Raw genomic sequence first — 12,693 nt, 5'->3', positions numbered from 1 at the left:
CGGCGGGTGCCGACGGAGCGGGGCGCGCGAGGGCCGACGGGCCGGGCGGGCGTGTCGCACGCGGGTGCCGACAGGCAAACCGGGGCGGGTGAACCTGACGCGCGGTCACCGACGGCCCGGGCGCGTCGGGCGTCGGGCGCGTCGGGCGCGCGATGCCCGGGTATCGGCCGCGCCCGCCGCCCGCGGCGCGCGATCGGCTCGGCTGCCCGGCCGCCGGCTCAGTCCGCGAACTCCGTCTCGGCCTTGGCGCAGCCCCGGAACGGCGCGATGTCGGCGGCGAGCTTCTCGATGCCCTCGCGGTCCGCCTTGCGCAGCGTGCGTACCGCCTCCACGGTCAGCCGCAGTGTCCGGCCCTTCTTCTGCCCGCGCCACAGCGCCGCGAGTTCGCCGTCGCGCAGCACCACGCCGGGGTTGCCGGTGTGCTTCCACACCTGCTTGTGCAGCTTGCGGTCGGGGACGGCGGTGGCGCGGTCGCGCAGGTGCAGCCACGGGTCGTACGCCGGCAGCACGCGCAGCCCGCGCACTTCGGGCGAGGTGGTGAGCGCCTTGTGGTCGTCGCGGTGGATCCAGGTCGTGCGCCCGTCGTAGCGCACCTCGCGCAGTTCGTCCGCCGCCGCCTGCCACGCCTTGGTCGCGACGGTCTGCGAGGTGCCCGCCCACTCCGCGAGGTGTTCGGGCGTGGAGGGCCCGTACGCGCGCAGGTATCGACGGACGAACTCCTTGCGGGCGGCGGGCGCCGACCGGTGCGGCGGCTTCTTGCCCAGCCACTGGTCGGTGCGTACGAACGACGCCTCGCGGCCCGCACGCGGCGCGATCACGAAGACGCCGGTGAGCGAGACGGCCCGGGCCAGGATGGCGGTGAAGCTGCTGAAGGTGTCCGGCTCGAACCATCCGGAGAACTCGTCGGGCATCCGCTTCCCCAGCGCCACACCCAGCTCGCGCTTGGTCAACACCTGTCCGTCCAGGGCGTCTTCGATCGCCGCCTGGGTCAGCTCCACGACCTCCACCGCCGAGCGCCGGGTCCCGTCGAGCATCGGTACGAAGCCCTGGACGGCCACCCGCCAGGATTCCTCGTCCTCCGGCAACATCGGCCGGGTGAACACCGGCAGGTCGCGGGTGGGGAACAGATACGGCGACTGGCGCACCGTCCAGGCCTGCAACAGCGACTTGTCCTCGGCCAGCGCCCGGTCCACCTCGACCGCGGTCAGTCCCGGGGAGCGGGCCAGCAGGGCGAGCGGTCCGTTGCCGGGCGGGGTGTTCTGTGCCCCGGCGGCGGCCGCCGCGGCCCACAGATCGGGCGCCGGATCCGCGTCGGTCAGATGCTGGCATGCCGCGCGGAACGCGAGCACCTGTTCCCGGTCCACCTGTTCGCTGTCGACTCGGCTCACGCGTGCACCTCTTCGTTCGATCGCTTTCTCGGACGCGTCGGTCGGAATGCATGACGATGCTACGCGGATATTCGCCGGCACCCGGAATTTCGACGGATTCCGTACAGAGACGCGACAGAATCTTTGCGCCCTTCGCCGATCCGGGGTAATCGTGCAGGTAATGCGATTGCCCCGGCAAATGAGGCGTGTGCCGAGTCGCCTCGGAACGGATGACGATGCCTGTTCCCGATCGCGAGAGCGAAACGAGTGGCGCCTGCGCCGAGCCGGCGATCGTGTCCCTTCCGGATTCGGTGGCCGCGGTCGCACGCCGGTCGCCGGACCTGACGGCCGTCTTCGACGCGGGCGGCGAAACCTCGTTCGCCGCGCTGGACGCGGCTGCGGACCGCTGGGCGGCGGCGGTGGCCGATCGGGTCTCGCCGGGAGGTTGGGTGGCGGTCTGCGGACGGCGCGGGGCGGCCCTGGTGGCCGCCGCGTTGGGCTGCCTGCGGGCGGGCAGGGTGTACGTGCCGCTGGATCCCGCCCACCCCGGCGAGCGGATCGCGCTGACCCTGTCGGATGCGCGCCCCGAACTCGTCCTGGTGGATCGGCATGCGCCCGCGGCGGTCGCCGACGCGGCCCCGGCGCTGCGCCTGGACGCGGAGCCGCCGCGCGGGCGGGCCCGGCCGGTGCGCCTGTTCCGTTCGGATCCCGCGTACGTGATCTACACGTCGGGCTCGACCGGCACGCCCAAGGGCGTGCTGGCCACGCACGGCGGACTGGCCACCCTGGTCCGGGCGTTGCGGGCGTGCGGGCCGGCCATGGCCGAGGGCGACGTGGTGTTGTCGGTGGCCTCGATCGCGTTCGACATGTCCATCACGGACGTGTTCGTTCCGTTGGCGGCGGGCGCGTCCGTCGTGCTGCCGCCCGACGATCGCACCCGGGACCCCGACGTGCTGCTCGACCTGATCGATCGGCACCGGGTCAGCACGGTCCTGGCCACTCCGTCGTTGTGGCGGATGCTGGTGCTCGCGGGCCTGGGTACGGCCGGCCGGCATCGGGTGCGCGCGTTCGGCGGCGGCGAGAAGCTGACCGAGCGACTGGCCCGTGAACTCATGGAGCGCACCGAGTCGTTGCACAACGGCTACGGTCCGACCGAGACCACGGTCTACGCCACGTTCGCGCCGATCTCGGATCCGACCCGACTGCCGCTGGGGGACGCCATTCCGGGCACCCGGCTCTACGTCCTGGACCGGGACGGCGAGCTGCTTCCGCCGGGACCGCGCGGCGAGTTGTACGTGGGCGGGCTTCAGGTGTCCTGCGGCTACCACCGACGACCGGCGTTGACCGCCGAGAAGTTCGTGCCGGACCCGTTCTCCGGGGTGCCCGGCGCACGCATGTATCGCACCGGCGACGTGGTCCGGCTGTCCGCCGACGGTGATCTGCACTTCCTCGGGCGCACCGACGACCAGGTCAAGATCCGCGGCCATCGGGTCGAACCCGGCGAGGTGGTGGCGGTGTTGGAGAAGCTGCCCGCGGTGCGCCAGGCGGCGGTGTCGGTACACGCGGACGCGCTCGCCGCCTATCTGGTACCCGAGCCGGGACACACACCGAGCGTTGCCGACGTGCGCGCGCACGCCCGTCGATTCCTGCCGGAGCCGATGGTGCCCGATCGGCTGTCGTTCCTGCCCGCACTGCCGATGACGGACAACGGCAAGGTCGATCACGCGGCGCTGCTCGCGTGGCAGGAACCCGGCGTCGACGGCCCGGACCCGGACGGCGACGAACGGGCCGCCGGCAACGACGAGGGCGGGGCGCCGGAGGGTCCGACCGAGACGGCCGTGGCCAAGGTCTGGGGCGAGGTATTGGGCCTGCCCGAGGTCGACGTCCGGACCAGCTTCTTCGACCTGGGCGGACACTCCCTGCTCGCCATGGAGGTGGTCTCCCGGCTTCGCACCGAGTACGAACTGGAGCTCCCTGTCTGGGAGTTGTTCGCGGAACCGACGGTGCGCGCGTGGGCCGCGGTGGTCGACCGTGCGGCGGCTTCGCCGGCCGCGGCCGGTGAAGCCGCGGACCGCAGGGTCGCGCTGTCGCCCGAACAGCGTGCGCTGTGCCACGCCGAACGGCTGGTGCCCGGAATCACCTCTCCCGGTCTGACGGTTCGCGCGAGGCTGACCGGCCCGGTGGACACCGGTCGGGTGGCCGAGGCGCTGACGGCGGTGGTGCGACGTCAGGAGTGTCTGCGCACCCGCTTCGACCCGGTCGCCGAGTACGGCAGCCAACTGATTTCGCCACACGTGGAGTTCGATCTCTTCGAGGAGGATCTTCGGGACACCGCGGCGACCGGCGCGGACGAGGCGATGGACGCCCCGTTCGACCTGGCCGAGGGGCCGCTGTTGCGGGCGGCACTGCGGCAGTTCGAGGACGAGCGGTTCGAGCTGGAGATCCGCGTGCACGACACGGTGGCCGACGCCGCGTCGCTCGCGGTGATCGTGTCGCAGTTCGCGGACGCCTACGCGGGCGCCGTCGCGGTCGAACCCGTCGCGGTGCCGTTCGCCGCACTCGCCCAGGCTCGGCGGGAGGCATCCTCCGGGGTGGCCCTGGCGGACGCGGTCACCGCGTTCCGCTCCTCGCTGGCCGACACGGTGCCGGTTCCCGAGGGCGGGTACGACACCGCTTTGGTGCCCGTTCGGCTCGACGCGGCGGCGGTGCAGGCGGCATCCGACCTGGCCCTGGCGCGCGGCGTGCCGATGGAGCACGCGCTGACCGGGGCGCTGCTGCGGGTGTTGCCCCGGGAGTGGGGATCCTCGGTCGTGGTCGGCCGGGTCGAGCCCGGTCGTTCGGCGGACACGCGTGATCTGGTCGCCCCGCTGTCGACCCTGACATTGTCGGCGGTGGACCGGGACGAGGACGCCGAACCGGCCGTGGCGACCTCGGCGGCGGGCGCGCCCCGACGGGCTGCGGACGCCTCGGCGATCTCCGCCCAGGCCCTCCTGGACGCGGGCGTGCGCAGTGGGGCTCCGGAACTGCGCCGCGCACTGCCCTGGTTGGCCCTGACCCTGCGCAAGGCGTTGCCGGCGCCGCGCGAACTCGCCCCCGGAGTATGGCTGGAGCCGGAGGCGCCGGAGCCGGGGAGCGCACCGACCCCGGGTGCGCAGCGCACCGCGCTGCCGGTGTCGGTGGACCTGTGGGCGGACGGCGACGACGTGGTGGGCCTGCTGCAACACCGCGTCGACCTGCTCGACGCGGACGCGGCGGGCGAACTCGTGGAGCGCTTCGTCGCGGCCGTCGCGCACAAGGAGCCGACCATCGACTGACCGCACCCCGGCAAAAAGCCGACGCCGCGGTCCCGCCCAACCCGGGCGGGACCGCGGCGTCGCGTGCGGGGCCGATCAAGCCGCCTTGCGGAAGACCGACACGTGCCGAGTGCTCTTGGCCGTGAACGGCTCGCCCGCCCAGCCGCCGTGCCGCTCGACCAGTTCGAGCCCGGCCAGTTGTGCCATCAGGTCCAACTCGCTGGGCCACACGTACCGGATCTGGCTGGGATAGAGGCGGATGCCGCTCTCGCTCACGATCACCACCTGGGTCCGGATCCGCTGGCGCAGCGTGTCGTGCATCGTGGCCTCCAGGAAGACCCGGTCGCGCTCGACGCTGCCGGTGGCCAGCCGCTGGCCGTCGGCGTCGGTACGCCGGGGGTCGGGCACGTACATCTCGGTCACCAGCGTGCCGTCCGGTTCCAGGTGCTCGGCCACGTTGCGCAGGCAGCGGACCTGGTCGCGCTGGTCGAGCAGGCACAGGAAGGTGTTGAAGACGATGTAGATCAGCGAGAACGTGCGGTCCACCGCGACGTCGGCCATGTCCCCGAGAACGACCGGGAACGCGTCGCCGCCGGGGCGCAGTTTGAGCTTGTCGATCATCTTGTCGGCACCCTCGATGCCGATCACCTCCAGGCCCTTGGCGGCCAGCGGCAGGGCGACCCGCCCGGTGCCGACGCCCAGTTCCAGGACCGCGCCGCCACCCGCGTATCGGGCCAGGAACTCCACGGTGGCGGGGGTGTCGGGCAGCGGGCCCGTCCATTCGTCGTACACCTCGGCGACGGCGTTGTACGCGCTGGCGCTGGATGCGGCCATGGTCCTCTCCTCGACGCTCATCGTGATCCGACGATCCGGTCCGGCTCGGGCAACTCCGCCCGACGGAGCCCAACCTCGAAGTATCTGCGGGCAAGTTGCTCGTCCAGGACCGGGCAGCGCACGTCGACTTCGGCCAACTCGGCGTCGGTGCGGTCCGAGGCCACCTCGGGGATCACCGCGGCGGAGCCGGCCGAGGCGTCGGGCAGGGTCGCGGCGATCTGTCGCAGCTCGTCCCGGTTCGAGGTCACCGATGCGTCCAGGACCCGCTGCCGCCAGAGCGCGAAGTCGACGGGTCGCAGCCGATAGCCGAAGCGGCGCAGCCAGGAGAACAGCGTGGTGTAGCGAGTGTGTTCGGGTGCGATCAGGTGGTAGGCGGGCGGGGCCGATCCCTCGCTCGCCCGGGTCAGCCGCACCACGGCGCGCGCCGCGTAGTCGACGGGTGCCCACTGGAGCGGGGAGCCCGCGAGCGGGGCGGCTCCCATCACGGCGCAGGTGCGCAGGAACAGCCAGGCGTAGTCGTTGGGGTTGGACACTCCGGTGCGGGTGTGTCCGGCGAGCGTGCCGGAGCGGAACACCAGGGCGTCCACGCCGCGTTCGCGGGCCTGGGCGACCAGGCGTTCGGCCGCCCACTTGCTCAGCCCGTAGCCGCCGAGCACCCCGGCCGGCCCGAGTTCGGTGAAGTCGGCGACCGTGCCGGGGCCTTCCGTGCCCTCGGGGCGGCTCCCGTAGAGCACCGAGACCGTGGACACGTGCGCGAGCCGTTTGGGTCGGCCCTCGCACACCAGGCGCAGCACCTCCACGGTGCCCGCGACGTTGGGGCCGCGCAGCGCCTCGTAGGGGTAGCTGACGTTCACGCCCGCGCCGCAGTGGTAGATCGTGTCGACCTCCGTGTGCACGAGCCGCCGGTCGTCGTCGCTCAGGCCGCATCCCGGTCGGGCCAGGTCGCCGGCGAGGGCGATCACCCGGTCCGGGCATGCGCTGCTCCACAGGTCGAACCCGCGCAGCGCGGCCTCGATGCGTTCCTGCGCGGTGCCGTCCTTGGGGCGCACCAGGCAGTACACCCGCTGCTCGGTGTGCTCCAGCAGTTCGGCGACCACGGCGGCACCGAGGAATCCGGATGCGCCGGTCACCAGGGCGGCCCCGGGTTCGCCGGATGCCACGGGCGTGTTGTGCGGCACCACGTCGGCGGGCAGCAGCGCGTCCTGTTCGGCGGTGCTCATCGCCAGCTCCACAGCGGCGAGGGGCCGTCGTCCCAGCCGTCGTCCTCGGCGGCCCCGGCGGGCCGGTCACCCGCGGGGTCGACGGCGCGGGTCTCGTCGGATGCCGGCCGGTCGGGGCGCGCCGGCGGTGCCGGTTGCTCCGGGGCCAGAATCCGCAGGTCGTCCTGCGTCAGCAGGATCGGGATCGATGTCCTCACCACCGCTCCTCACGGTTGTCCGCGTCGCGCGGCCCGACCGGTTCCCCGGCCGCCACGGAATCGGTACGAAACGACCACACACGCTCTACTCCGGCGGCTCGCAGTCGCCGGCGGGCGTCGGCCAGCCGTGCGCCGAGCCCGTCGGCCGCCGGGTCGAACAGGACGGCCACCACCCGGCCGCTGTGCGCGACCTGTACGCCGAGGCCGTCGCCGGCCCGGCAGATCCGCTCGGCGAGCGGCAGTGCGGCCTGGGGCAGGAAACGCTGGTTGAGCCGGGCACTGGCGGTGGCCGTGCGGGCCAGCAGCGCGCAGTCCGCCTCGGCCACCGCTCGGCGCACCATCACCCGCAGGTGCCGCAGGTGCTCGATCTCGCTCGGCCGGTACTCGCGCGGGGGCTGGGCGATCGTGTCCACGTCCGGGCCGCCCACGTCGAAGCCGAGCACGTGCAGGGCCGGCAGCGGGCCGCCGAGATCCTCCAGGACGTAGCCCTCCCGGTTGGCGTACAACACCGCGCGGGGTCCGAACATCACGCCGTCCGAGGCGCCTTCGGCGCGCACCGCAAGGGCGGCCACGTCCGCTTCGGTCGGCGCCCGGCCGTGTGCCCGGGCCACCGCCCGGATCGCGCCGACCACGTCCGCGGTGGACGAGCCCATGCCGCGTTCGACCGGAATCGAGCTGTGCACACTCAACCGCCCGCCCTCGCGCACCCCCAGCCAGCGCAGCGTCTCCCGGGCCGCACCCGCGGCCTTGGTCTTCCACGCCGGGCTGACCGTGACGGCGAAGGTGCGGGCCGGCACGAAGGTGGCGTGCGCGTGCAGCGCGGGCAGCGGCAGCGAGACGACGGCGTGCGCCAGCCCCCCGTCGTCGCGTTCGAAGACGCCCTGAAGGATCTCGCCGTGATGGGCCATGGCGCTGCCCCGGGCCGGACCGGGCCGGGCGGCCGCCCCGACCACGGTGAGTCGGCCCGCACGGCACCGGTCGAAGGCGTCGGGATCGACGGCGGACGCCATGTCAGGCGAGTCCCGTGCGGTGCGCCGGCAGCGCGCCGTCCGGCTGCTCGATCAGCTCGACCAGAGCCGCTTCGCAGGCGGCCGCGAAACGCTCGACCGAGGCGCGCTCCCACAGCGCGGTGCGGTACTTGACGTCGAAGAGCAGCCCGTCCTCGACGATCAGCGTGGACACCTCCAGGTCGGTGCCGGTCTGCGCGTTCGCCACGATGCGTCCCTGGTGGGTCCGGCAGCCGGTCAACGCGAAGCCGGACTCGGCCTGGAACACGTTGAGCGTCACGTACGATCCGCGCCCGCTGAGCACCAGCGGATCCGCGCCCGCGGCGCGCAGCGCGTCACCGGCCGGGCAGGACTGGTTGGCATACGCGCCGGCCACCGTCTCCCGGGTCGCGGCCAGGTGTTCGCGCCAGGTCTTGCGGGTGTCGAGGTCGTCGAAGCGCAGCACGAGCAGGTTGACGAACGCCCCCATCACGTCCGCCGCGTCCAGGTCGAGGCGGTTCTCGCACGGCGTCAGCAGTTGCACGTCGTCCTGCCCGGACCACTGCCGCAGCACCGCGGACAGGGCGGCGGCCACCACCACGAACGGGGTCATCCGCTCCCGGTGGGCGAAGGCGTACACCGCGTCGCGCACGGCGGGCGACACCAGGCGGTAGACGACGTCCCCGTCGAAGGACGGCCCGTCGGGACGGGGGAAGTCGGTGGGCAGGGTCAGCTCGCGCAGGCCGGCCAGGCGACGCCGCCAGTAGCGCCGGTGCTCCTGCGCGGCGGCGGTCGTCGCCCGCCGGCGCTCGGCGGCGACGATGTGGCTGAAGGTCGTGGTGCGCGGCGCGGGCAGTTCGCCCTCGCCGGTGGTGCGCCACCGGTAGCAGGCGGCGATTTGCGGGAACAGCACCTTGGTGACCGCCCAGTAGTCCATCACCAGGTGGTGGCAGGTCAGCAGCAGGTCGCGAGTGCCGGTGTCCAGGCGGACCACGGTCAGCCGGATGAGCGGCAGTTCGGACACGTCGAAGCCTCGGCGCGCCCGTTCTGCGGCCACCTCCGCGGCGGCCTGCTCGCGCTCCGGGGCGGGCGTGCGGCGCAGGTCCACCACCTCGATCTCGAACGGGTGTTCGTCGTGCACCCGTCGGCTCGGCGCGGCGTCGCCCTCGGCCAGATGGTAGGTGGTGCGCAGGATCTCCTCGCGGTCCACGGCGCGGGCGAACGCCCATTCCAGCGCCCCTTCGTCCAGCGGGCCCTCCACCCGCAGCGACAGCGTGAGGGTGTTGACCGCGCTGCCGGGGGCGAACTGCTCCATCAGCCAGAACGGTTCCTCGGCGGCACCCAGCGCGGTGCTGCGCTCGCTCGGCACGAGCGGACCGTCTGGCCCGGACCCGTCGGACCCGTCGGGCTCCTCGGGCTCGTCGGCGAGTGCGCCGATCTCGTCGTCGGTGAGATTCGCCAACTCGGCGAGCGCGTCGGCCACCGCCGGGTGGCGGGCGGCGATCGCCGCGGCGAACTCGTGCAGTTCGGGGTTCTCGAAGACGAACAGCAGCGGGACGTGCACCCCGAACTCGTCGGAGAGCGCTTGGGCCAGGCGCGAGGCGATCATCGAGTGACCGCCGACCGCGAAGAAGTCGTCCGCGCCGGTGATCGAGTCGTCCTCCAGGAGTTCACGGCACAGTTCGACGACGCGCCGCTCCACGGCCGGGGCACGTCGCCGGCCGACCCGGGCGGCGTCGGGCCGCCGCTGCCGCGCCGGCTCGTCGTCTCGAAGCGGGCCGGCGATCCGCCACAGCAGCCGGCCGTCCTCGACCCGGCGAACGCGCAGCGAGCCGCCGGTCGGGGGGTCGGGCACCGGGCTCCCGTCCACGTGCAGCACGCCCTCCAGACCGTAGGGCGCGAGTGCCCCGGTCGGCTCCCTGACCTCGGCGAGCCCGGGAACGGCCGACACCTCGCCCCGGTCGCCGCCCGGCCAGGACGGATCGGGATCCAAGAGCACCGGCCCGGAAGGGGTGTCCAGGGTATGCCGGGCCTCGTCGTCCACCGGGCGTCCCGGCGGCGCGAAGGCGCCTGGGGGCGGGCCCAGTTCCAGGGTGTCCAGGGTCGCACCGGGATCGGCCATCGCCGATTCCACGGCCGTCGCGAAGTGGTCGACGAGCCGCTCGACGGTCGCCGCCGCGAAGATCGCGGTGTCGTACTCGACGGTGGCCACGACGTCGTCACCGTGCCATTCGAGATTGAACAGCAGATCGAATCGGCAACGCCCGCGCGGCACGTGCACCACGCTCATGGTCAGGTCCGGGAAGGTGTCCGGACGAAAGTGCAGCGGTGGCGCGTTGAAGACGACCTGGACGAGCGGCGAGTGGCCGGGGTCCCGGCCGGCCAGGCTCTCCCGCACGACCTGCCGGAAGGGGATGAACTGCCGGTCGTACGCGGTGAGCGTGGCGTCGCGCGCGGCGGCCAGCAGATCGGCGAACGGCAGATCGCCCGGCGCCCGCATGCGCACCGGGATCATGCAGGACATCGGGCCGACCACGTCGGGATACTGCTCCGGTCGTCCGTCCCCGCAGATGCCCAGGACCATGTCCTCGGCGCGGGTGTGCCGGTGCAGCACGGTCGTGAACGCCGCGAAGAGCGTGTGGAACGGGGTGACCCGATGGCCCGCGGCGAACCGGCGCAGCCGGGGCACCAGGCCCGCCGGGAAACGATGGATGGCCAGTGCGCCGCGATTGCGCTTGGTCGCCGGCCGCGGGGTGTCCTCCGGGATTCGCAACACGTGGGGCGCGTCGGTCAGTTCGGCCACCCAGGCGGCCCGCTCCGGGTCGAGGGCGCCGCTGTCCAGGAGTTCGCCGTGCCACCGGGTGAAATCGCGGTAGTCGGCGGTCACCGGGGGCAGTTCCGCCCGTCGGCCGGCGAGGTGTGCGGTGTAGGCCACCGCGAGTTCGTCGAGGAGGTGCGCGGCGGCGCCCGCGTCCATCACCTCGTGGTGGAAGGCGAGCACGAGCAGGTGCCGGTGCGGGCCGAGCCGGGCCAGGCCGAATCGCACCGGCGGGGTCACCGCCGAACTGTACGGCTCCTCCACCAACGTCCGGGCCCAGTCCGGCGCGTCCTCGGGACGATCGGTGAAGTCGACCGGCGGATCCAGCCGCACCGACCACGGAGCCACCACGGACTGGCGCAGCCGACCCTTGTCCACGGGCAGGATCGTGCGCAGCGCGGTGTGCCGCTCGACGAGCAGGTCGAATCCGGCTTCGAGGGCGGCCACCGACAGCGGCCCGACCAGTTCGAAGGCCAGATGTTCGTTGTACACGGCCGCGTCGCGGTCCATCTCGTCGACGAGCCACATCTGTTCCTGGACCGGCGTCGCGGGCAGTTCCTCGGTCGGGGCGGCCGTCATGACCGGGTCACCTCCTTCGCCCGGGCCGCCGCATCCGCCCCGGTGCGCGGGTGGGCGGTGATCGGCAGCCGGGTGAGTCCGTTGATGAAGTTCGAGCGCAGATGGACCGGGTCCCCGGCGAGCTCGAACCGGTCGAATCGGGTGACCAGTTCCTCCAGCAGTACGGTGAGCGCCACCCGGGCCGCGGGCCCGCCGACGCAGTAGTGCGGGCCGATGCCGAACGCGATGTGCGGGTTGGGCTTGCGGTCGATCAGAAACGAGAACGGATCGGTGAACACCCGGTCGTCGCGGTTCGCGGAGGCCACCCAGGCCACCACGAGTTCCCCCGCGCCGATCCTGGTGCCGGCGATCTCGACCTCGGTGAGGGTGCGGCGCATCAGGTGGTTGGTCGGCGTGGACCAGCGCAACGACTCCTGTACGGCCGCCGCCGCCAGTTCCGGGTTCTCCTGGACGCGGCGCCAGACCTCGGGCCGCTCCAGCAGCGCGAGCAGCATGTGCGTTGCGGTGTGCGGCGTCGTGGTGGTGGCGCCCATGACGAAGCTGTAGCAGTTGAGCAGGACCAGGCTGTCGTCGATCGGCGCGCCGTCGATCTCCACACGCGTGAGCCGCGAGACCAGGTCGTCCCGGGGTTCGCGGCGGCGGTCGGCGATCAGTTCGCTGAACATGGCGAACAGGTCGTGGTGCGCCTCGCGCAGCGTCTCGGCGGTCTGACCCTTGGCGAACTCCGGGTCGTCGGGGGCGACTCCCGCCATGGTCCAGCGCGGGATATCGGCCCAATATCGGCGCGGGATGCCCAGGATCTCGCCGACGGCCGCCATCGGCAGATCGAACATCGTCCGGGCGAAGTCGTGGTCGCCGCCCGCCGTCAGCGGTTCGATGATCCGCAACACGTGCGCGCGGATGTTCTCCGTGCGCTGGGCGAGGATGTTCGTCGTCATGGTGTGGAACGCGGGCGTGCGGATCGCCGTGTGCCGCGGACGGTCCATCAGGTTGATGGTCCGTCCGCCGGCGCTGTCCCCGCCGGTGACGTCGAGGATCGTGCCGTGCTCGGAGCTGTACCGGCGGGCGTCCTTGAGCACGCGCACGACGTCGTCGTAACGCGTGACGGACCAGAACCGGGCGCCGTCGGGCGTGTGCTGGGCCCATACGGGCGCCACCTCGCGCAGCGTCGCCAGGGCGACGTGTTGCGGGTGGGTCTGGAATCGACGTGGATCGTAGAGATCGATCGAGTCGAGGGGCACTCGCTCGTCGGTCCCGGGGCCGGTCATGAGCATCGCGGAGTTCTCCCGTCCTGCGTCCAGGCGCACTCGGTGCGGCGCACGCACAGTCCGGAACGTATATCGACCGGCACGCCTCGGCAATGATTCTTTCTCGGCCGCGAAAGGAATCGGCCGGACAC

8 protein-coding genes are annotated in these 12,693 nt (G+C 72.8%); 1 reads left to right on the top strand and 7 read right to left on the bottom strand.

Translation table 11 applies throughout. The features are described from left to right. Window positions 1-218: 218 nt before the first annotated feature. Complete coding sequence (locus ACFZBU_RS03785) at window positions 219-1,388, bottom strand: winged helix DNA-binding domain-containing protein (protein ID WP_391581852.1); 1,170 nt, start codon at window positions 1,386-1,388, stop codon at window positions 219-221. Between the two features lie 215 nt (window positions 1,389-1,603). Between ACFZBU_RS03785 and ACFZBU_RS03780 the strand changes: the two genes are divergently transcribed. After that, a complete protein-coding gene (locus ACFZBU_RS03780; RefSeq protein ID WP_391581851.1) occupies window positions 1,604-4,681 on the top strand; it encodes an amino acid adenylation domain-containing protein in 3,078 nt (1,025 codons plus the stop codon). A 75-nt stretch (window positions 4,682-4,756) separates the two neighbouring features. Here ACFZBU_RS03780 and ACFZBU_RS03775 read toward each other — a convergent pair whose 3' ends face one another. From ACFZBU_RS03775 to ACFZBU_RS03750, 6 genes are read right to left on the bottom strand one after another with little or no spacing between them, the layout of a single operon-like run. Then, window positions 4,757-5,494, bottom strand: coding sequence for a class I SAM-dependent DNA methyltransferase (locus tag ACFZBU_RS03775; RefSeq protein WP_391581850.1), 738 nt, complete (start codon window positions 5,492-5,494; stop codon window positions 4,757-4,759). Between the two features lie 17 nt (window positions 5,495-5,511). Then, window positions 5,512-6,714, bottom strand: a complete 1,203-nt coding sequence (locus tag ACFZBU_RS03770) for a thioester reductase domain-containing protein (RefSeq protein WP_391581849.1) — start codon at window positions 6,712-6,714, stop codon at window positions 5,512-5,514. Further along, window positions 6,711-6,911, bottom strand: coding sequence for a hypothetical protein (locus ACFZBU_RS03765; RefSeq protein WP_391581848.1), 201 nt, complete (start codon window positions 6,909-6,911; stop codon window positions 6,711-6,713). The genes ACFZBU_RS03770 and ACFZBU_RS03765 overlap by 4 nt, the downstream gene beginning before the upstream one ends. Further along, the gene (locus ACFZBU_RS03760) at window positions 6,908-7,921 is read right to left on the bottom strand and encodes a GHMP kinase (RefSeq protein WP_391581846.1); all 1,014 of its coding nucleotides are present in this window, start codon (window positions 7,919-7,921) and stop codon (window positions 6,908-6,910) included. Before ACFZBU_RS03760 ends, ACFZBU_RS03765 begins: the two co-directional genes overlap by 4 nt. A gap of 1 nt (window position 7,922) precedes the next feature. Further along, window positions 7,923-11,294: a condensation domain-containing protein gene (locus ACFZBU_RS03755; protein ID WP_391581845.1), complete on the bottom strand. Its 3,372-nt coding sequence runs from the start codon at window positions 11,292-11,294 to the stop codon at window positions 7,923-7,925. Further along, window positions 11,291-12,619, bottom strand: a complete 1,329-nt coding sequence (locus tag ACFZBU_RS03750) for a cytochrome P450 (RefSeq protein ID WP_391581844.1) — start codon at window positions 12,617-12,619, stop codon at window positions 11,291-11,293. Before ACFZBU_RS03750 ends, ACFZBU_RS03755 begins: the two co-directional genes overlap by 4 nt. Between the last annotated feature and the right edge of the window lie 74 nt (window positions 12,620-12,693).

The sequence above is a fragment of the Embleya sp. NPDC008237 genome (assembly GCF_042956465.1).
Lineage (GTDB): Bacteria > Actinomycetota > Actinomycetes > Streptomycetales > Streptomycetaceae > Embleya.
The sequence above is the reverse complement of the archived record's forward strand: the minus strand, read 5'-3'. Positions and strand labels throughout refer to the sequence as shown.

Bases quoted from the DNA above. Each gene is read 5' to 3' on its own strand.
- ACFZBU_RS03775 (WP_391581850.1), bottom strand. From the start codon at position 5,494: ATGGCCGCATCCAGCGCCAGCGCGTACAACGCCGTCGCCGAGGTGTAC.
- ACFZBU_RS03760 (WP_391581846.1), bottom strand. From the start codon at position 7,921: ATGGCGTCCGCCGTCGATCCCGACGCCTTCGACCGGTGCCGTGCGGGC.
- ACFZBU_RS03770 (WP_391581849.1), bottom strand. From the start codon at position 6,714: ATGAGCACCGCCGAACAGGACGCGCTGCTGCCCGCCGACGTGGTGCCG.
- ACFZBU_RS03755 (WP_391581845.1), bottom strand. From the start codon at position 11,294: ATGACGGCCGCCCCGACCGAGGAACTGCCCGCGACGCCGGTCCAGGAA.
- ACFZBU_RS03780 (WP_391581851.1), top strand. From the start codon at position 1,604: ATGCCTGTTCCCGATCGCGAGAGCGAAACGAGTGGCGCCTGCGCCGAG.